Origin of the sequence: Rhizobium sp. Rhizsp82 (genome assembly GCF_047325115.1) — a bacterium.
Lineage (GTDB): Bacteria > Pseudomonadota > Alphaproteobacteria > Rhizobiales > Rhizobiaceae > Rhizobium.
In genome coordinates, this window is the sequence record NZ_CP168570.1 from 1,235,530 (window position 1) to 1,255,269 (window position 19,740).

23 protein-coding genes are annotated in these 19,740 nt (G+C 61.0%); 4 read left to right on the forward strand and 19 right to left on the reverse strand.

Annotated features, from left to right (window positions below; translation table 11 throughout):
* Positions 1-5 precede the first annotated feature (5 nt).
* Together ACEN84_RS10770 and rph are read right to left on the reverse strand one after the other, a co-directional pair.
* Entirely contained in the window at positions 6-422 is a 417-nt protein-coding gene (locus ACEN84_RS10770; RefSeq protein WP_112713767.1) for a VOC family protein, read from the reverse strand.
* Positions 419-1,138: a ribonuclease PH gene (rph, locus tag ACEN84_RS10775; protein ID WP_130279215.1), complete on the reverse strand. Its 720-nt coding sequence runs from the start codon at positions 1,136-1,138 to the stop codon at positions 419-421. The genes ACEN84_RS10770 and rph overlap by 4 nt, the downstream gene beginning before the upstream one ends.
* Before the next feature lie 180 nt (positions 1,139-1,318).
* Here rph and hrcA point away from each other — a divergent pair, with 180 nt between their 5' ends.
* Positions 1,319-2,410: a heat-inducible transcriptional repressor HrcA gene (hrcA, locus tag ACEN84_RS10780; protein WP_413710851.1), complete on the forward strand. Its 1,092-nt coding sequence runs from the start codon at positions 1,319-1,321 to the stop codon at positions 2,408-2,410.
* A 101-nt stretch (positions 2,411-2,511) separates the two neighbouring features.
* A complete protein-coding gene (gene grpE, locus ACEN84_RS10785; RefSeq protein WP_112713761.1) occupies positions 2,512-3,144 on the forward strand; it encodes a nucleotide exchange factor GrpE in 633 nt (210 codons plus the stop codon).
* Between the two features lie 50 nt (positions 3,145-3,194).
* Here the strand turns inward: grpE and ACEN84_RS10790 are convergent, their stop codons facing one another.
* Positions 3,195-4,139: a nucleoside hydrolase gene (locus ACEN84_RS10790; RefSeq protein ID WP_413710852.1), complete on the reverse strand. Its 945-nt coding sequence runs from the start codon at positions 4,137-4,139 to the stop codon at positions 3,195-3,197.
* A 274-nt stretch (positions 4,140-4,413) separates the two neighbouring features.
* On the opposite strand from ACEN84_RS10790, the gene ACEN84_RS10795 reads away from it, so the two are divergent.
* Both ACEN84_RS10795 and ACEN84_RS10800 read left to right on the forward strand, forming a co-directional pair.
* Positions 4,414-4,839 carry an Hsp20 family protein gene (locus tag ACEN84_RS10795; protein WP_112713757.1) on the forward strand — a complete coding sequence of 142 codons (426 nt, stop codon included), beginning with the start codon at positions 4,414-4,416 and terminating at the stop codon, positions 4,837-4,839.
* A gap of 48 nt (positions 4,840-4,887) precedes the next feature.
* A complete protein-coding gene (locus ACEN84_RS10800) occupies positions 4,888-5,145 on the forward strand; it encodes a DUF1150 family protein (RefSeq protein ID WP_413710853.1) in 258 nt (85 codons plus the stop codon).
* A gap of 31 nt (positions 5,146-5,176) precedes the next feature.
* Here ACEN84_RS10800 and trmB read toward each other — a convergent pair whose 3' ends face one another.
* The 16 genes from trmB to trpS form a co-directional block, all read right to left on the reverse strand.
* Positions 5,177-5,878, reverse strand: a complete 702-nt coding sequence (gene trmB / locus ACEN84_RS10805) for a tRNA (guanosine(46)-N7)-methyltransferase TrmB (protein ID WP_130279211.1) — start codon at positions 5,876-5,878, stop codon at positions 5,177-5,179.
* Positions 5,875-7,128 (reverse strand): methionine adenosyltransferase, encoded by a 1,254-nt coding sequence (metK, locus tag ACEN84_RS10810; protein WP_112713751.1) that lies wholly within the window; start codon positions 7,126-7,128, stop codon positions 5,875-5,877. The genes trmB and metK overlap by 4 nt, the downstream gene beginning before the upstream one ends.
* Before the next feature lie 181 nt (positions 7,129-7,309).
* Positions 7,310-7,729: a helix-turn-helix domain-containing protein gene (locus tag ACEN84_RS10815; RefSeq protein WP_112713749.1), complete on the reverse strand. Its 420-nt coding sequence runs from the start codon at positions 7,727-7,729 to the stop codon at positions 7,310-7,312.
* 150 nt (positions 7,730-7,879) lie between these two features.
* Positions 7,880-9,481 (reverse strand): apolipoprotein N-acyltransferase, encoded by a 1,602-nt coding sequence (lnt, locus tag ACEN84_RS10820; RefSeq protein ID WP_413710854.1) that lies wholly within the window; start codon positions 9,479-9,481, stop codon positions 7,880-7,882.
* 80 nt (positions 9,482-9,561) lie between these two features.
* A complete protein-coding gene (locus ACEN84_RS10825) occupies positions 9,562-10,701 on the reverse strand; it encodes a hemolysin family protein (protein ID WP_413710855.1) in 1,140 nt (379 codons plus the stop codon).
* Positions 10,698-11,213, reverse strand: a complete 516-nt coding sequence (ybeY, locus tag ACEN84_RS10830) for an rRNA maturation RNase YbeY (RefSeq protein ID WP_413710856.1) — start codon at positions 11,211-11,213, stop codon at positions 10,698-10,700. The genes ACEN84_RS10825 and ybeY overlap by 4 nt, the downstream gene beginning before the upstream one ends.
* A complete protein-coding gene (locus ACEN84_RS10835; RefSeq protein WP_112713741.1) occupies positions 11,213-12,265 on the reverse strand; it encodes a PhoH family protein in 1,053 nt (350 codons plus the stop codon). Before ACEN84_RS10835 ends, ybeY begins: the two co-directional genes overlap by 1 nt.
* A gap of 23 nt (positions 12,266-12,288) precedes the next feature.
* Entirely contained in the window at positions 12,289-13,704 is a 1,416-nt protein-coding gene (gene miaB, locus ACEN84_RS10840; RefSeq protein WP_413710857.1) for a tRNA (N6-isopentenyl adenosine(37)-C2)-methylthiotransferase MiaB, read from the reverse strand.
* Between the two features lie 49 nt (positions 13,705-13,753).
* Complete coding sequence (locus tag ACEN84_RS10845; protein ID WP_413710858.1) at positions 13,754-14,548, reverse strand: lysophospholipid acyltransferase family protein; 795 nt, start codon at positions 14,546-14,548, stop codon at positions 13,754-13,756.
* A 30-nt stretch (positions 14,549-14,578) separates the two neighbouring features.
* Positions 14,579-15,007 carry a Fur family transcriptional regulator gene (locus ACEN84_RS10850; RefSeq protein WP_112713735.1) on the reverse strand — a complete coding sequence of 143 codons (429 nt, stop codon included), beginning with the start codon at positions 15,005-15,007 and terminating at the stop codon, positions 14,579-14,581.
* Positions 15,008-15,045: 38 nt separating this feature from the next.
* On the reverse strand, positions 15,046-15,546 hold the full coding sequence (locus ACEN84_RS10855) for a GNAT family N-acetyltransferase (RefSeq protein ID WP_246777525.1): 501 nt from the start codon (positions 15,544-15,546) through the stop codon (positions 15,046-15,048).
* Positions 15,543-16,202, reverse strand: coding sequence for a tRNA (adenosine(37)-N6)-threonylcarbamoyltransferase complex dimerization subunit type 1 TsaB (gene tsaB / locus ACEN84_RS10860; RefSeq protein WP_112713731.1), 660 nt, complete (start codon positions 16,200-16,202; stop codon positions 15,543-15,545). Before tsaB ends, ACEN84_RS10855 begins: the two co-directional genes overlap by 4 nt.
* A 99-nt stretch (positions 16,203-16,301) precedes the next feature.
* A complete protein-coding gene (locus tag ACEN84_RS10865; protein ID WP_112713729.1) occupies positions 16,302-16,868 on the reverse strand; it encodes a NifU family protein in 567 nt (188 codons plus the stop codon).
* Positions 16,869-16,981: 113 nt separating this feature from the next.
* Positions 16,982-17,473, reverse strand: coding sequence for a universal stress protein (locus ACEN84_RS10870; RefSeq protein WP_112713727.1), 492 nt, complete (start codon positions 17,471-17,473; stop codon positions 16,982-16,984).
* Positions 17,474-17,533: 60 nt separating this feature from the next.
* Positions 17,534-18,493: a hypothetical protein gene (locus tag ACEN84_RS10875; RefSeq protein WP_413710859.1), complete on the reverse strand. Its 960-nt coding sequence runs from the start codon at positions 18,491-18,493 to the stop codon at positions 17,534-17,536.
* Positions 18,494-18,608: 115 nt separating this feature from the next.
* The gene (gene trpS / locus ACEN84_RS10880) at positions 18,609-19,673 is read right to left on the reverse strand and encodes a tryptophan--tRNA ligase (RefSeq protein WP_112713723.1); all 1,065 of its coding nucleotides are present in this window, start codon (positions 19,671-19,673) and stop codon (positions 18,609-18,611) included.
* Positions 19,674-19,740: the final 67 nt, after the last annotated feature.

Below are 19,740 nucleotides of genomic sequence, written 5' to 3' on the forward strand. Positions count from 1 at the left end.
TTTTCCTATTCGATGCCCCAGATCCGAGCTTCCGCGCATTCCAGGCTGTTGCCGGCAGGGTCGCGGAAGTAGATCGAGCGGCCGCCATTCGGCCAGTGAACTTCGGATTCGATGGCGATGCCGGCGGCCTGCAGCTTGGCAGCCATGGCGTCGATATTCGCAGCCGAGACCCGGAAGCAGGCATGCCCGGCTCCCTCGGTACCATGCGGCGGAACCTGCAGGGAATCGGCGGCCGGTGGCTTTACCGTCTCGTCCGGATTGAAGATCAGCAGCACGCCCGGGCCGCAGCGAAAGAAGACATGCCGGTTCGCCGCACGCGTGATCTTCGCAAGGCCGAGAACACCTTCATAGAAAGCCTCGGCTTTATCGAGATCCTTTGCGTAGAGCGCCGTTTCCAGCATGCCTTCCAGCATGTCGTTCACCCGGCGATCGCCTGCTTCTGCAGGTCCACGAGTTCGGCGATACCGTTCTTGGCAAGGCTCATCAGCGATGCGAATTCGGCTTCGGAGAAGGGTGTGCCTTCAGCCGTTCCCTGGATCTCGACGATGCCGCCAGCGCCAGTCATGACGAAGTTGGCGTCGGTCTCGGCCGAGGAATCTTCCAGGTAATCGAGATCGATGACCGGCTGGTTTGCGAAGATACCGCAGGAGATCGCGGCGACGTGATCCTTGAGGACGCGGTCGACCTTGATCATGTTGCGGCTTTCCATCCACTTCAGGCAGTCATAAAGCGCGATCCAGCCGCCGGTGATCGAGGCCGTGCGCGTGCCGCCATCCGCCTGGATGACATCGCAGTCGATGGTGATCTGACGTTCGCCGAGTGCGGTCAGATCGACGACGGCGCGCAGCGAGCGGCCGATCAGGCGCTGGATTTCCTGCGTGCGTCCGCCCTGCTTGCCTGCAGCCGCCTCACGCTTCATGCGCTCGCCGGTGGCGCGCGGCAGCATGCCGTATTCGGCGGTGACCCAGCCCTTGCCGGTGTTGCGCAGCCACGGCGGCGTCTTCTCTTCCAGGCTCGCGGTGCAGAGCACATGCGTGTCGCCAAACTTCACCAGACAGGAGCCCTCGGCGTGCTTGGAAAAGTTGCGCTCGAAGCTGACCTTGCGCATCTGGTCGGTTTTTCTGCCTGACGGCCGCATTCTCTGTCTCCTGCTGCATGAGGCCTCGTGGCCGCGGCGGCGGCAGGGCGTAGTCATGCGTGTTTCTGATGCTGCCCCGCTTCTACGATTGGCTGCGGCCATTTGCAAATTCCCTTTTGCCACGCCCGCGAGATTGACTATATTTTCCGGAGTTTCATCAGCGTGGGTGTTTTAGGATTCATGGCCTTCAGGTCGTCGCCGGTTTCGGATGCCATTGCTGCGCTGGATGAGCGTTCCAAGGAAATCTTCCGCAGGATCGTCGAGGGCTATCTCGACAATGGCGAGCCGCTCGGCTCGCGCAATCTGTCGCGCATCCTGCCGATGTCGCTCTCGCCGGCCTCCGTCCGCAATGTCATGAGCGATCTCGAAGAGCTCGGCCTCATCTATTCGCCGCATGTCAGCGCCGGGCGCCTGCCGACCCAGGTGGGCCTGCGGTTCTTCGTCGACGCCTTCATGCAGGTCGGTGATCTCTCTGCCGAGGACCGCGCCAGCATCGATCGCCAGGTGCGCGCCGAAAGCCGCGACAACCCGGTGGAATCGATGATGAACGAGGCGAGCCGGATGCTGTCGGGCATTTCGCGCGGCGCCGGGCTTGTCATTACCGCCAAGAGCGATCCCATCCTCAAGCATGTCGAGTTCATCCGCCTGGAGCCGACCAAGGCTCTGGCGGTGCTGGTCGGCGAGCATGACCAGGTCGAAAATCGCATCATCGAGCTGCCGGCGGGCGTGACCTCCTCGCAGCTGACGGAAGCTGCGAACTTCCTCAATGCCCACATGACCGGCCAGACGCTGCCGGAACTGCGCAAGCAACTCGACAAGCTGAAGATCGATGTTCGCCATGAGCTCGACGCTCTCTCGCAGGACCTTGTCGAGCGCGGCATTGCCGTCTGGTCCGGCAGCCCTGACGAGGGCAAGCCGGCGCAGCTCATCATCCGCGGCCGCGCAAACCTGCTGGAAGGGCTCGCCGGTGCCGACGATCTCGATCGCCTGCGCATGCTCTTCGACGATCTCGAGAAGAAGGACAGCCTGATCGAGCTTCTGAACCTCGCCGAGAGCGGACCGGGGGTGCGCATCTTCATCGGCTCGGAAAACAAGCTCTTCTCGCTTTCCGGCTCCTCGCTGATCGTCGCTCCCTACCGCGATGACGACGACCGGATCGTCGGCGCGGTCGGCGTCATCGGCCCGACGCGGCTCAACTATTCGCGCATCGTGCCGATGGTCGATTACACCGCGCAGCTGATTTCCCGCCTTTCGCGCGGCGGCGCCCTCTGAAAAGCCCGATTTTCCGCTTCTTTGTCACGCAGACTTGATTTTTTGCGGTCAAAGCTCGATATCGGGCGCATCCCGAAAGAACCCTTTACCCGGAGACCGTCATGACTGACGAAACGACGAAAAACGGACCTGAGGCTGCCGCGGCCGACGCTGCTGCGGACGCAGCCGCAAACGTCGAGAATGAAGCGGCCGCTGAGGCATCGTCCCAGCCGGATCCGATGGAACTCGTGAAGGCCGAAAATGCCGAGCTGCGCGACCGCTACCTGCGTCTCGCTGCAGAGATGGACAACCTGCGCCGTCGCACCGAGCGTGATGTGAAGGACGCCAAGTCCTACTCGGTCGCCTCCTTCGCGCGCGACATGCTGGCTGTATCCGACAACCTGCGCCGCGCACTGGACTCGATCCCGGCCGAAGCCAAGGCTGCGGGCGAAGCCGGCCTGACGACGCTGATCGAAGGCGTCGAGATGACCGAGCGCTCCATGCTCTCGACGCTCGAGCGCCATGGCGTTCGCCAGCTCGATCCCGTCGGCCAGAAGTTCGACCCGAATTTCCATCAGGCGATGTTCGAAATTCCGAACACGGAAGTCCCGAACAACACCGTCGTCCAGGTGGTGCAGGCAGGCTTCACGATCGGCGAGCGCGTTCTGCGCCCGGCCATGGTCGGTGTCGCCAAGGGCGGTCCGAAGCCCGAGGCGGAAGCTGCCAATTCCTATCTGGATCAGAAGGACGCATAATGAAAAGGGCCGCTGAGAAGCGGCCCTTTTCTTTTCCGGTCTGCCGCCGCTCAGATGCGGGCGAAGCGCTCGATCAGAAGATCGAAGAAACCGTCGGCATCGACGAAGCGCATCACCTGGGCATTGCGCTTGCGGTCGGTCACATGCCACCAGTCGACGACGGTCATGCCGACCGTCAGCTCCGACTTCACCTCGATCTCGACATTGCACTCGCGGCCCTTGAATAGCTCCGGCTTCAGGAGATAGGCGACAACCGTCGGGTCGTGCAGCGGGCCGCCGTCGGAACCGTATTTCTCGATGTCGAAGCGCTCGAAGAATTCAAGCATCTCGACCATTGCCTGGGCGGGCGCCGTGCCGAGGTCGGCCATGCGCTTGACGCGGTCCTTGCGGGTCAGCAGCTGATGGGTCACGTCGAGCGGCATCATCACGATCGGCACACCCGAACGGAAGACGATGTCGGCCGCTTCAGGGTCGACATAGATGTTGAATTCGGCAGCCGGCGTGATGTTGCCGCCTTCGAAGAAGCCACCGCCCATCATCACCAGTTCGCGGACGCGTGCGACGATATCTGGCGCCTTCTGGAAGGCGAGGCCGATGTTGGTCAGCGGCCCGAGCGTGCAGAGCGTCACGCTGCCTTCAGGCTCGCGGCGCAGCGTCTCGATGATGAAGTCGACGGAATGCTGCGGCTGCAGCGGCATAGTCGGCTCGGCCAGCGTCGGGCCGTCGAGGCCGGTCTTGCCATGCACGTGCTCGGCGGTGACCAGCTTGCGGGCGATCGGCTTGTCGGCGCCGGCAAAGACCTTGATGTCGGTGCGCTTGCAGAGCTCGCAGATGATGCGCGCGTTGCGGCTGGTATAGGACAGCGGCACGTTGCCGGCGACCGTGGTGATACCGAGCACTTCGAGCTCTTCCGGGCTGCCGAAGGCGAGCATGATTGCTGCGGCATCGTCCTGGCCGGGATCGGTATCGATGATGATCTTTCTGGGATTTGCCATGTACGTCGGTCCCTCCTCAGGTGCACGTCGTTTTGGCAGGCACCATTTGTTTATGATTGCGTCGCAAATCGGCGCAGCCCTTGCGGGTGACGATTTGATGCGAGCCTGCATGCGCTTTGTCAAGCAAGGACAAAGCCGGCGTTTACCCTAAAATTTCCGGGTCCTTGCCCGGCGGCCGCAAAACCTTGCGCGACCGCGCGCCAATTCCCATATTAGCAAGACCCGGATGCTAGCTTAGGTCCGGAAAGGTCGCTTGCATCAAGGACTTGAAAACATGAGCCGTATCACTCCCTTCGCCAGCCCGCTGCTCCTGGGCTTCGATGCCATGGAAAAGACGCTTGAGCGGATTTCCAAGGCGAGCGACGGTTATCCTCCCTACAATATCGAGCGTATTGCTGCCGATCACGGTCAGCCGGAGCGCCTGCGGATTACCCTTGCCGTCGCCGGTTTCGGCGAGGATGAGCTCGATGTCACGACGGAGGAAAACCAGCTTCTCATCCGCGGCCGGCAGGTCGAGCAGGGCGAGCGCGAATATCTCTATCGCGGCATCGCCGCGCGTCAGTTCCAGCGCACTTTCGTGCTTGCCGATGGCATGCAGGTTCTCGGCGCCGGCCTCAAGAACGGTCTTCTCTCCGTCGATCTAATTCGCCCGGAGCCCGCACGCATGGTCAAGAAAATTAACATTTCGGTCTCACAGTAGGACAACGGTTCGATTGCGCCGTTGGTCCCTTCTCTTGGAGGTACAGGAATGTTGATGAAAGAAGCGAATTCTCACCTGACCAAGTCCGAACTTGCCGGTATCGGCAACGGCGAGGTCGCCTATATCCGCAAAATGCGTACTGAAGAAGTATCGAGGTGCTTCCCCGAAGCGCCCGATATCGACCCTGGCGTCGACCTCTGGGCCCTTTTCGGCGCTGACGGCACGCCGATCCTGCTCACGGACAACCGCTCCAGCACCTTTTTCAAGGCCGCTGAAGACGAGCTCAAGACGGTAAGCCTGCACTAAACGTGCGGGCTTATGTCACTTGCCTGCTGGCTTAGATCTTCTTGAAAGTCAGATAGGCGGACGAACGGCCTTCGCGCCGTGCCTTGGCCTCGTAGCGTGTGCTCGGCCAGCCCTCGTAGGGCGTCAGCCAATCCGCAGCATTGCTCGCCAGCCAGTCGAAGCCGCCGTGGTCGCGGCATTTCAGCAGCGTCCAGTTCACATAGGTATCGATATCTGAAGCGAAGCAGAACAGTCCGCCGGGCTTCAGCACGCGATGGAAACGCTTGAGGTTCGTCTGCGAGACGAAGCGGCGCTTCCAGTGCTTCCGTTTGGGCCAGGGATCGGGATAGAGCAGGTCGATCTGGTCGAGGCAGCCATCGGGCAGCCAGTCGAGCAGCTGCGTCGCATCGTCGTTATAGACGCGGACGTTTCTGGCGCCCTTGTCCTCGACGCTGGCAAGCAGCTTCTGCATGGAATTGATGAAGGGCTCGACGCCGATAAAGCCGGTGGAGGGCAGTTCCTGGGCGCGGTGGATCAAATGCTCGCCGCCGCCGAAGCCGATCTCCAGCCGCAGCTTTTCGACCGGAACCGGCCAAAGGTCTTTCAGCGGCTCGGGGGGAGCCGCTGAAATATCGATGAGGAATGCCGGGAGCAGAGTACTCAGCTTTTCCGCTTGCTGTCCGCGTAGAGCCTTTCCCTTGCGGCGACCGAAGAAGGCTTCGGTCGCGCGGCCGCGGCGTTCCATATCCGTCATGCTGCGGCCTTGAGCTTGATGGCTTCCTTGAGGCCCTTCACGAGGTCGGTGCGCTCCCAGGAGAACGAGCCGTCACGCCCGGCCTTGCGGCCGAAGTGACCGTAAGCCGAGGTCTTTGCGTAGATCGGCTTGTTGAGGTCGAGGTGGCGGCGGATGCCCGTCGGCGACAGGTCCATGTTCTTGCGGATCGCGGCTTCGACCTGGTCTTCGGTCACGCCCTTGCCGGTCTGGTGCAGGTCGACATAGATCGACAGCGGCTGTGCGACGCCGATGGCGTAGGACAGCTGGATCGTGCAGCGGTCGGCGAGACCGGCGGCAACGACATTCTTGGCGAGGTAGCGGGCAGCGTAAGCAGCCGAACGGTCGACCTTGGTCGTGTCCTTGCCGGAGAATGCGCCGCCGCCATGCGGAGCCGCACCGCCGTAGGTGTCGACGATGATCTTGCGGCCGGTCAGGCCAGCGTCACCATCCGGACCGCCGATGACGAACTTGCCGGTCGGGTTGATGTACCACTTGCAATCGCTGGCGATCGGCAGGTCGCCGAGAGCTTCGCGGATATAGGGCTCGACGACGGCGCGAACCTTCTTCGAATCCCACTTCTCGTCGAGATGCTGGGTCGAAAGAACGATCGAGGTGACTTCTGCCGGCTTGCCGTCGACGTAGCGAACGGTCACCTGGCTCTTGGCGTCAGGGCCGAGCTTGGCAACGTCGCCGTCGCCCTTCTTGCGGGCGGTGGCGAGCAGCTGCAGGATCTTGTGCGAGTAGTAGATCGGCGCCGGCATGAGGTCCGGCGTTTCCTTGCAGGCGTAGCCGAACATGATGCCCTGGTCGCCGGCACCTTCGTCACCCTGCTGGTCGGCAGCGTTGTCGACGCCCTGGGCGATGTCTGCGGACTGCGAGTGCAGGAGAACGTCGATCTTCGCCTTCTTCCAGTGGAAGCCGTCCTGCTCGTAGCCGATGTCCTTGATGGCGCGGCGTGCGGCAGCCTTGAACTTCGACGGGTTGATGACGTCCTTGCCGTCCTTGTCCTTCTTCATCAGGCTCGGCGGCAGGCGTACTTCACCAGCGATCACGACGCGGTTCGTAGTGGCCAGCGTTTCGCAGGCAATGCGCACGCCCCAGGGGTTTACGCCGGTCTTTGCCGCTTCGCGGTAGACCAAATCCACGATCTCGTCCGAGATACGGTCACACACCTTGTCCGGGTGACCTTCGGCAACAGACTCACTGGTGAAGAGGTAATTAGCGCGCATTCCGGGATTCCCCTCAAAGAATAAAGTTCGACGAATTGGTACTCAGTTCACGCTCGAAAAACAAGCGCAGAAGGACATAAATATATCTTTATATCTACGGCTAAATGACAAATTTTGCCTTAAAAACGCGAAAAAGGCGGCCTTTCGACCGCCTTCTGTCATTGGACGCTATTGGGAGCGCTTAGTCGGAGTCGGCTTCGGCGGCCAGCGCCTTGACGAGCTCGACGACCTTGCGGCGTACCTTCGGGTCGGAAATCTTCACGAAGGCGCGGTTCAGCTGCAGGCCTTCGGAGGAGGAGAGGAAGTCGACGACGTAGTTGGAGCTGGAGGCTTCAGCCATGCCGCTCATTGCGCCGGCGTGCTCGCCGGGTGCATCTTCGAAGAAGAAGGAAACCGGGACGTTCAGGATGCTCGAGATGTTCTGCAGGCGGCTGGCGCCGACGCGGTTCGTGCCCTTCTCGTACTTCTGAATCTGCTGGAATGTAATGCCAAGGCTTTCGCCAAGTTTTTCCTGGCTCATGCCAAGCATAGTGCGGCGAAGACGAATGCGACTGCCAACATGGATGTCGATCGGGTTCGGCTTCTTCTTGTTCTCAATCATGGTCGTGCCCTAACAAAAGATATTTCAACGAGTGAAACCGGCATTCCCTGAACCCATCCGTAACGCCACGTTGCATGAAGCGTTAACCCACCCTCAAGCATACGTTAACAACGCCGATCTGAACTACTATGCAATTTTAGGGGTTTTCGGTCAATTCTGCTTGAAAATAAAACCCATGCGAGAAATCAGCGCAATCATAAACAGCAACGTTTCAGTCAACCAAAAGTAGGTTTGATGTGGATAGCCTGCTGTTGAATCAGCCTTAAAGCTCTCAAGAGTTGCATCTATGAAACCGCTCTCATTGAGGCTAAGTCCACTAATAATCTCTCCGCGTGAATTCACCAGCGCTGAAATGCCGCTGTTGGCGTCGCGAATCAGCGGTAATCCTGTCTCAACTGCGCGGATTCTTGCCTGCTGAAAGTGCTGATAAGGTCCAGGCGTAGATCCAAACCAAGCATCGTTAGTAATGTTGAGAATAGCGTTGGCCTGATTGATGCCGGCCATCTCTCCAGGGAAAATGATCTCGTAGCAGATCAGCGGATAGAGCGAGAGGCCGCTCGGGAGATTGAGCATCTCGCGGCTTGCGGCGGCGGTGAAGCCGCCCGGCATTTCCACGACGTTCTGGATGCCGAAATCATCGAGGAAATTCTCGAACGGCACATATTCGCCGAAGGGAACGAGATGCACCTTGTCGGATGCTGCAATGATCTGCCCGCGGCCATCGATGACGTAGATCGAGTTGTAATAGCGCGGTGCGTTACCGGGGCCGGTTTCCTCGATGCGAACGGCGCCGGCGATCAGGACCTGGTTGTCGTCAAGCGTATCGGCAATCCGCGTCAGCGCGTCCTGGTTATCCGTTAGAATGAAGGGGATAGAGGTTTCCGGCCAAACGATGATATCGGGCTTCTTGCCGCCATCCTTCGGCGCTTCCGCAGAGAGCTTGAGATGTTTCTCGAAGATCGCCGAGCGGTCGGCATCGCTGTCGAGCTTGGCCGCCTGGTCGATCATCGGCTGTACCAGGCGCACGACCGGCTGCTTGTCGGCAGGCGCAGCCTCAGGCTTCGGCAGGTAATAGAGAACGTAGGCGCCATAGCCGACATGCGCCGCAAAGAGCAGGGTGGCGAGCGTCACGCCGATCTTCGCGCCCTGGCGCGTGCCGAGAAGGGCAGGGGCAGCGAAGACGAAGACGGAGAGGGCGGTGATCCCCATGACGCCGAGGATGTGCACGGACTGCATCATCAGCGGAACCGGCATCATCCCGTAGCCGATGGCGTTCCAGGGAAAGCCGGTAAATGCCACGCTTCGCAGCCACTCGAACAGGCCGAAGCTTGCGGCCAGTGCGGCAATCCGCCCCAGTCCCTCCGACCAGAAGATCCGCGCGGCGGCCGCCGCCAGCCCGTAGAAAATCGCCAGCACCGCCGGCAGGCCGAGAATGGCAAGCGGCAGAGCCCAGGCAAAGGCGTCGGAATCGATCAGCAGCGCATGCCCCAGCCACCAAAGGCCGGCAACGAAATAGCCGAAGCCGAAAAGCCAGCCGGTGAGGAAGGCTGGCCAAAGACGGCCGATGAAGCTTGCCTCAGGTGAGGCAGCCGCCCCGTCGATCAGCCAGACAAGCAGCGTGAAGGAAACGAACATCGCGGCAAAGAAGCCGATTGGGGGGAGCGCTATAACGCCGATGGCGCCGGCCAGGATCGCCAGCAGTGCCCTTTTGAAACCCCAGACCAGGATAACCCTGTCCGCAAGCCGCTCCATGCGCAGTCCCCATCAAGCCGCGAATCAACCCGGCTCGCAGTCTTTCAAAAAAGCAGCTGTTTGTCGTGCTTTGCGGGCACTCAGTTTGCCGCAGAAGATTCCGCGGGCCTGTCGTCGCCCTGCTCCGAGCCACCAACGCCGTCACCATCCGCCTTGACGCGGCGGCGGATTGCCTGGCGCTTGCGGGTGATGCGCACGCGCTTGATGCGCCGCGGATCGGCATCGAGGATGTGAAACTCGAAATCCGGCAGTGCCTGAACCACTTCGCCGCGCACCGGGATGCGTCCGAGCGCCGAGAAGATCAGGCCGCCCAACGTATCGACCTCGTCCACCTGTTCGGCAATGTCGAAATCCGGACCGATCGCCGCGGCGATCTCCTCCAGCTCGACGCGGGCGTCGGCAACGAACATGTCTTCGGAGACGCGCTTGAACATTACTTCGTCGTCGTCATGCTCGTCGTCGATGTCGCCGACGACCATTTCGACGATGTCCTCATGCGAGGCGAGACCATCGGTGCCGCCATACTCGTCGATGACAAGCGCCATCTGCGTGCGGTTGACCTGCATGCGGCGCAGCAGGTCCGATGCCAGCATCGACGGGGGCACGAACAGGATCTTGCGGATGATGCCGGCCTCGGAGAGCGTCTTCTGCAGGTCGACGCGCGCCAGATCGAAATTCGGTTTGGCGGCGCGGCTCGGCTTCTGGATGTTTTCGGGCGCGATCTCGACCAGCGGCTCGGCAGCCTTGGTCTTGGCGCCGGCGCGGCGCTTGTTGCGCGCCTGCTTGGCGACGTAGGAGAGAAGGTCGCGGATATGGACCATGCCGCGCGGATCGTCGAGCGTATCGGCATAGACGGGCATGCGCGAGCGGCCGGACTCTTCGAAGAGGATCATCAGCTCGCCGATCGTGATCGTCTGGTCGACGGCCTCGATATCGGCGCGTGGCACCATGACGTCGGCAACGCGGACTTCGCGGAAGCGCAGGATGTTATGAAGCATCGCCCGCTCGTCGGGCGAAAAGGCGTCATCGCCGGTATCGCTGGTCATCAGCGCGTCGGCAATGTCTTCGCGCAGGCGCGAGCCTTGTTGTGGCCGGAGGATGCGGGCCGCGCGTGCCCAGAAAGATCGTCCGGAGTGTCTATTACTTCCGCCCTCGTCGGAGGAGGAAGATTGGTCGGCATCCTTGGTGTCTGCCGCGGGTTTTGCTGTAAAGTCGCTCATGGTTCCAATTTAAGGTCTTGACCCTCGTATGGGTCAGATAGGCCGAGATCCGCCAAAATGCGAGTCTCCAACCCCTCCATAATTTCGGCTTCTGCATTATTCATATGGTCGTAGCCGAACAGATGCAAGAAACCATGCACCATCAGATGCGTCAGATGGTTATCGAAGGGCTTTTCGAGCTCGGCAGCCTCCCGTTCGACCGTTTCCTTGGCGATGATGATATCCCCAAGCATCGGCCCCGGCATCTTGCCCGGCGTGATCGGATAGGCCGGGAAAGACAGGACATTGGTCGCCTTGTCCTTCTGGCGCCACTCGGCATTGATCGCCCGGATGGATTCGTCGTCGGTGAAGACCAGAGACAGCTCCGTCGCCATCTTCGGAAACTTCTGCTTGGCGTGCGTCTTCAGGTGACCGGCGGCCGTCTCCAGCACGCGTTCGGCCAGAGGCTGCAGCTCATCCTCGGAAGGCCAGCCGCCTTCCTCCACACTGATCTGAATATCGAGCAGGGTCATCAGTCCTGATTGACCGCGTCTTCTTCGCGCGCCGTATAGGTCGCGTCATAGGCGCGCACGATGCGGCCGACCAGCGGATGGCGCACGACGTCTGCATCCTTGAAGCGGACGGTCGAGATGCCCTCGACCTCATTCAGGAGACGTAGAGCCTCGACAAGGCCAGACTTGACGCCGCGCGGCAGGTCGATCTGGCTCGGGTCGCCGGTAATCATCATCCGCGAGTTCTCGCCGAGACGCGTCAGGAACATCTTCATCTGCATGGATGTCGTGTTCTGCGCTTCGTCGAGAATGATCGCGGCGTTGGAGAGCGTGCGGCCACGCATGAAGGCGAGCGGGGCGATTTCGATGACGCCGGCAGTGATCGCCCGCTCCACCTTGTCGCCTGGGATCATGTCGTAGAGCGCGTCATAGAGCGGACGCAGATAGGGGTCGACCTTTTCTTTCATGTCGCCGGGCAGGAAGCCGAGGCGTTCGCCGGCTTCGACGGCCGGGCGGGTCAGGATGATCTTCTCGACGGCGCCGCGCTCCAGAAGCTGGGCTGCCTGGGCGACTGCGAGATAGGTCTTGCCGGTACCAGCCGGGCCGACACCGAAGACGAGCTCGTTGCGCTCCAGCGCACGCATATAAGCGTCCTGCGTCGGCGTGCGGGCGATGATCGTCTTCTTGCGCGTCGAAATCTGCGCCATGGTCAGCTTGGCTTTCTTTTCCATCGTCGGCAGGCTCAGCTGGTCGTCGGCGGCAACGGCCATGCGGATCGCACCTTCGACGTCAGATCGTTCCACGCTGCCACCTTTCTGAAGCTTTTCATAGAGATAATCGAGCGTGCGCCGCGCCTGGTTGGTGGCGATCACGTCTCCGGTGATGACGACGGAATTGCCTCTGGCGCGGGCGTCGATATGAAGCCGCTCTTCAAGCAGCTTCAGGTTCTGATCGAACTGACCAAAAAGTTCGCTGGCGAACCGGTTGTTCTCGAACGTCAGGACAAAGTGATTGGCGTCGCTCGCAATGCGTGGGTGGCGCGGTGAAGAAGAAACCAATTCTTGTCCGTTCAAGCGGTCGAGCTCCTTGTTGAACCTCAGCCCTCTGCAAATTCGGCAAACAGGCTGTTGGTTCCGGTTCCGGTGATTCGCACTTTAATAATGTCACCGATTTGCGATGCTTTTGCATCAACATTCACAGACTGAAGCCAGGGAGAACGCCCAATAAGCTGTCCTTCCATGCGACCGGGCTTTTCGAGCAACAGATCAATCGTTTTACCGACGCAGGATTCGGCAAATTCCTGCTGCTGCTTCAAGAGAAGCGCCTGCAGGCGTTCGAGCCTTTCTGCCTTGATCTCTTCGGGCACCTGGTCCTTCAAGTCAGCGCCGGGCGTACCCGGACGTGTCGAATATTTGAACGAGAAAGCCTGCGCATAGCGCACTTCCTCGACAAGCTTGAGTGTATCCTCAAAATCGGCCTCTGTCTCCCCCGGGAATCCGACGATGAAGTCACCCGAAAGAGCTATATCGGGCCGCGCGGTACGGATACGCTCGATCAGTGCCAGATATTCGGCAGCCGTATGACGTCGGTTCATGGCTTTCAGGATGCGGTCCGATCCGGCCTGAACCGGCAGATGCAGATAGGGCATCAGCGCCCGCAGATCGCGATGCGCCTCGATCAGCCGGTCGTCCATGTCGCGCGGATGGCTGGTCGTGTAGCGCAGGCGCGCCAGGCCGGGAATGTCGGAAAGGCGGTAAAGAAGGTCGCCGAGGCTCCATTCCTCGCCGTTCGGGCCGACGCCATGCCAGGCATTGACGTTCTGGCCAAGCAGCGTGATCTCGCGCACGCCACCTTCGACGAGCTGCTGCGCCTCTTCGACGATCTGCGCCACAGAACGCGAGACCTCAGAGCCGCGGGTATAGGGCACCACACAGAAGGTGCAGAACTTGTCGCAGCCTTCCTGCACAGTCAGGAACGAAGTGACGCCGCGCGAGCGGATCTTCTTCGTTTCGGCGATCGGCAGATGTTCGAACTTGTCCTCGAGCGCATATTCCGTATCGACGATCCGCTGGCCTTCCTTGGCCTTGCGCAGCGCTTCCGGCAGACGGTGATAGGTCTGCGGACCAATGACGACATCGACGGCCGGCGCGCGGCGCAGGATCTCTTCTCCTTCGGCCTGGGCGACGCAACCGGCAACGCCGATCATCATCTCCTTGCCGGCGGCAGCCTTCTTCTTTTTCATTTCCCGCAGGCGGCCGAGGGCGGAATAGACCTTCTCAGCTGCCTTCTCACGGATATGACAGGTATTGAGCAGGACGAGGTCGGCCTCTTCCATATCCTCTGTCGGTTCATAGCCGTCGCGGGCCAGAGCGTCGCTCATGCGCGTCGAGTCATAAACGTTCATCTGGCAGCCATAGGTCTTGATGAAGACCTTGCGGCTGTTGCTGCCATCGCGGAGGCTCTCGCTCGGGAGCTGCTCCGGGGCCTGAAGAAGGGCGCTGTCTTGGGTCATGGCGGGCTATTTAGTGGTTTTTTGCCCGCTAGAAAATCGAAATCTTGTCTCAGGCGATGTCGCGGCCGCGCAGGCTGCTGTTCAGCATCGCGCGGATGCGCTGGGCGATCGTCGCGCTGACATCCTTGCGCTTCGAATCCGCACGGTAATCGACCGGCTCGCCGAAGCTCACTTCGGCATCGAGCGCCCCCATTCTGAGAACATCGAGGAGATGCGGCATTAGTTCGACATCACCCGGCCAGCCCGCCAGCGGGCGATGATAGCGGCCCATCGCGATGCCATGAACACCAGTATAGGCGATAGCAACAGGCTGGACGAAAACCGAGCCGTTCGGGGAGTGCGGCACGGCCATCGCGGCGGCGCCGAAGAGAGAGGACTTCACCTCGAGCAGGCGGTTGCCGTCGGAGGTCGTGCCTTCAGGAAAGAGCACGATGATCTCGCCATCGGCCATGCGCCCGGCGATCTCGTTCGCCTGGTTGCCGGTGTTGCGCTTTTCCTCGCGGACGATGAAGACGCTCTTCTGCAGCTTGGCGAGATGGCCGAATACCGGCCAGCTGCTGACTTCGATCTTGGCGATGAAGGCGACGTCGGCCACCGACGACATCACCATGATGTCCATCCAGGAGGCGTGGTTGACGCAGAGCATCAGCGGGCGGCGGGTTTCAAGGCTACCCTTGACCCTGACCCGGATCCCCAGAGCGTGGCAGGCGAACTTGTGCCAGAGACGCGGCAGCGTGCGGCGGAGCTTCCAGTTGAATTTGAGCGCCAGCAGCTGGAAAGGCATCAGCAGGATGCTCGCCAGCGCAATGACGACGGCGGCATAGATCATGCGCACCCACACCATCAGCGGAGGCCTTCTGCTGCGGTCATCGGATCAGCGTTCGTCTTTCTTCAGCGGGATGCCATAGAGCTCCAGCCGGTGATCGACCAGCTTGAAGCCATGCTCGCGGGCGATCCGTTCCTGCAGCGCCTCGATCTCCGGCGAGCGGAACTCGATGACGACGCCGTTCTTCAGGTCGATCAGGTGATCGTGATGCTCTTCCGGCACCGTCTCATAGCGCGAGCGGCCGTCGCGGAAGTCGTGACGGGCAATGATGCCGGCGTCCTCGAACAGCTTGACGGTGCGGTAAACCGTCGAGATCGAGATCTTGGCATCGACTTTCACGGAGCGGCGGTAGAGCTCTTCAACGTCGGGATGATCCGCAGATTCTTCGAGAATGCGGGCAATGACGCGGCGCTGCTCGGTCATCCGCATGCCGCGTTCGGCGCATAGCTCCTCAAGGGTCTTGGCTACGTCGGTCATTGGCGGCCTTCACAACAGATTCCAGTTCCGCAAGGGAACTAGCGAAGAACGCGCTTCATGACAAGCGCCGTGGAAACCGCACCCTTGTCGTCCTTGTAATAGCCGCGGCGCTCGCCGACCTTCTCGAAGCCGAGCTTGCGGTAGAGACCGAGCGCCGGTGCGTTGCCCGCATCGACTTCGAGGAACAGGCTTTCGCCGCCGCGCGCATGGGCTTCTCGCATCGCAGCCTGCATCAGCCGCCAGCCGAGACCGGAACGCGCGGCCTTGGCCTGCACGGCGACCGTCAGGATTTCGGCCTCTCCGGCAACCTGGCGGGCGAGCACAAAACCGGGCAGCGGCTTCTTGAGGAAGGCATTGGTCTGGCGCGCCACAAAGCCGAAGACGTTGTCCTGGCTGAGCAGGCTGTGAAATTCGCCATCGCCCCAAGGGCGGGCAAAGCGTTCGCCATGCAGCACGGCAACGGCGTGGCAGTCGTCGCCGTCCATGGGGACAATCTCGAATTCCGGCTTAAGCGTCAGATAGGCTTCCAGCATTGTCATACTCGCGCAATCGCAAACCCCGCCTGTGGCTTGGCGTCAGGTCCACGCAGATAAAGGGGCTTCGGCTTTCCGGAAGACGGGTCGGCGGCAGCGCCGAGGCGCGCCACGAACGAGATGGGGAAGGAATTGGCGTAGTCGCCAGTCAGTTCGGGGCGCAGCAGTGGTGCTGCGGAACCGGTGATCTCGCCATCGAAGGTCGAGGCGAAGGCTTGCGCTTCCTCGATGGTGACGGCGCGGGGATCGTCGAGAGGTTCGCCCTCGGCCGAAAAGCTCTGCAGATAGATTTCACCGCGCTTGGCATCCATCGCTGCGAGTACGGCGCGGCCGGGCGTTTTAACCCGCTGGGCTGCGGCCATGGTTTCGAGCGTGGTGATGCCAACGGTCGGGATATTCAGGGCGAGGGCAAAGCCGCGCGCTGCGGCAACACCGACGCGGATACCGGTAAACGAGCCTGGACCGATCGTGACGGCGATGCGTTCGACCATCGCGAGCTTCTTTCCCGCCTGCGCCAGCACGCGGTCGACGATGCCCATCAGATGTTCTGCATGCCCCTTTCCGATCATGTCCGATGCCTCCCCCAGCATCGTATCACTACCGCTGTCATAAACAGCGGCAGCGCAATCCACACCTGCCGTGTCGAGCGCCAGAACAATCATGCCATCAATTTCCGAATAAATTCTTCCGCGCGCAGAATAAATTCATCCGGCCGTGCTGCAATAGCCCGGCCGGGTGAATTCATGCGCAAATACTGTTGTTTAGGCCGCGACCACTTCCTGCACTTCGGGAACGAAGTGGCGAAGCAGGTTCTGAACACCATGCTTCAGCGTCGCGGTGGAGGAAGGGCAACCCGAGCAGGAGCCCTTCATGTTGAGATAGACCTTGCCGTCCTTGAAGCCACGGAAGGTGATGTCGCCGCCATCCTGCGCAACGGCCGGACGCACGCGGGTATCGAGCAGTTCCTTGATCGTCAGGACGATCGACTCGTCGCCGGCATCGAAGAACTCGTCGCCGGCATCGGCATCTTCGGAGAGAATGGAGGCGTCGCCCATGACCGGCTTTCCGGACATGAAGTGTTCCATGATCGAGCCGAGGATCGCCGGCTTCAGGTGCTGCCACTCGGCATTGTCCTTGGAGACGGAGATGAAATCATAGCCGAAATAGACGCCGGTTACGCCCGGGATTTCGAAGAGGCGCGCGGCGAGCGGCGAAGCCTGGGCTTCTTCCGCGCTGCGGAATTCGGCCGTGCCGTTCTCCATCACCACCTTGCCCGGCAGAAACTTCTGCGTGGCGGGGTTCGGGGTGGCTTCGGTCTGAATGAACATTTCGCTCTCCATGCGGGCCAAGCCGTCGCTCGGTGCCGTCTTTAGAATTCTTCAAAAGAAAATAGGCCGTTTGGACGCGCCATTCAAGAGATAATGACTCCAGAATTGCTGGTTTAGGCCAGCGCGTCCAACTCTTCGTTGGTCAATGTATCGGGCAGCACCGTTACCGGGATCGGAAAGGCCGCGCCCTTGCCGGCGACGGAGGATACGAGCGGTCCCGGTCCCTCTTTTGCAGAGCTCGCCGCAAGCACCAGGATCGCGATGTCCCGGTCTTCCTCGATTACCATGTTGATCTGCTCGGCAGCGCTGCCTTCGCGAATGACGATTTCCGGTTCGATACCGATCGTCTCGCGCACGACCTGCGCCGATTTGGCGACCACGGCTTCCGCCTCTTCGCGCGCCTCGGCACGCATGATCTCCTCGACCCCCAGCCACTGCTGGAAATCGCCTTCCGGGATCACATAAACGAGAACGAGGCCGCCATTCGAATTCTTGGCGCGCCGGCCGGCATAGTGGACGGCACGCTGGCATTCGGGTGTACCGTCAATGACCGCCATGAATTTGCGGCGATGACCTTCGAGACGTGAGAGTCGCTTTGATACCATGGCGCGGACTCTGACACCCTAACCCGAAAATTTGCAAGCCCCGGCCTGTGAACTCAATGTTCAGGGTCCCGTCACGTTGGGCAGCCAGTTCGGCGGGTCGTCGGCGTGAAGTGCCAGCACCGACCGCGAGGTGATCGCGAGCCGCGCCTGCTTCCAGGCCTCGATGCGAACAGGATGGTTGCTGGCGAGCGCCTCGTTCTTTTCATGGAAAAGCTTGGAAAGCACCGGTCCCAGCCGATGGCCGAATTTTCGGTCGAAATCCTCAGGCTGAGGTTTGAACGTCGCGACTTTCAGTCCCTCGGCGCTCGCGGTCTGCACATAGAGGCCGAGCAGGCGTTCGATCACGAATGGCCGCATTCCGGCGCCTCTGTCACGGGCATAATTGGCGACGCCGCGATAGGCGAGGCCTGCCGGACGGCCCATGCCGGCTTCCTGATCGAGGCCGTAGAGAACGGCTTCGCAATAGGAGAAGTAACCACGCCAGAAGCGCTCGTTGCCGCAGACGTAGTTGCACAGAAAGAACGTATCCTGCCCCTGCGGCTGAACGACAGGGTAGCCTTTGTTGCCGAGATACTCGCAGATCCTGTCCAGGCCGGTATGGCCGGTCGCTATGCCTTGCTCCCATACATTGATGTAGATCGCGGCATTCGCGAGCATGGGATTGTAGATATAGCAATCGAATCCGGCGTCCTTGGCCTTCGCTGCTTCCGATGCGAAATGCGAAAATGACGTCGCAGCCTTCAGCTCGAATTTGCTTGAGACCAGACCCCAGAACGCCTCCCGATCAAGACCGATAGCCTTGTGGTGGTCGTAGAGGGTGCGGAAAAGCTCGTACTCGCGGGTATTGGCATCCGTATTGAACGAGATGTCAAAGGCGATCGCGTCAGGATGGAGAGACGCCCGCTGGTCGCTGTTGAGGTAGGGCTGGTAGACCAGGCATCCGCTCTGCGACGCCTTTACGGCAACCGTCGCGGCATCGGGCAGATACGTAGCGGCCTGCATAGCGGCAAACGGGGTCATCGATATTCCCTATAGCATGTGATTGCTGGACTGCGGCTGCGGCACCGCAGCGGTCTGTCTCATACCATAGGCGGGAGAGCTTGAGCCGGGCTTGCAAAGCCCGGCTCGCTATCTGCTAGTAGAGGAAGCCGATGATGTCGCGGACGTCCTTCATCGTTGCCTCGGCGCGGGCGCGGGCGCGTTCGCCGCCATTGCGCAGGATCGCGTCGATATGGCTCGTATCGTCCATCAGGCGGCGCATTTCGGCCGTGATCGGCGAAAGCACCTGAACCGAGAGATCGATCAGCGCCGGCTTGAAGACGGAGAACTGCTGGCCGCCGAATTCGGCAAGAACCTGCGCCTTCGTCTTGTCAGCAAGCGCCGCATAGATGCCGACGAGATTGTCGGCTTCAGGGCGGCCCTTCAGGCCTTCGAGTTCGCTCGGCAAACCATCCGGATCGGTCTTGGCCTTGCGGATTTTCTTCGAGATCGCGTCCTCGTCGTCCATCAGGTTGATGCGCGACAGATCCGACGGATCGGACTTCGACATCTTCTTGGTACCGTCGCGTAGCGACATGACGCGCGGCGCCGGGCCATCGATCAGCGGCTCGACCATCGGGAAATAGGCGTGCACGGGCTCGTCGCCGACGGTGATGTCGGTGCCGTGACCGGCGCGCCGGATATGATCCTGATAATCGAGGTTAAACTTCATGGCGATGTCACGCGCCAGCTCGAGGTGCTGCTTCTGGTCGTCGCCGACAGGAACATGCGTGCCGCGATAGACGAGGATGTCGGCAGCCATCAGGCTCGGATAGGCGAGCAGACCGAGCGAGGCATTCTCGCGGTCCTTGCCGGCCTTGTCCTTGAACTGCGTCATGCGGTTCATCCAGCCGATGCGGGCGACGCAATTGAAGATCCAGGCGAGCTCGGCATGCTGCGGCACGGCCGACTGGTTGAAAACGATGTGCTTCTCGGGGTCGATGCCGGATGCGATGAACGCGGCGGCGATCGAGCGGATCTGGCCGCGAAGATCCTCATGCACCAGCTGTGCGGTGATCGAGTGCAGATCGACGACGCAATAGATGCAGTCATTGCCGTCCTGCAGCGCCACGAATTTGCGGATCGCGCCGAGGTAATTGCCGAGATGCAGATTGCCGGTCGGCTGAACGCCGGAGAAAACGAGCTTCTTGAATTCGCCCATGATGATGTCCTCGATTAGGCTGGTGGAGGGCCCCAGGGCTAGACGCCCATGTTGCTAACGGGCGCGC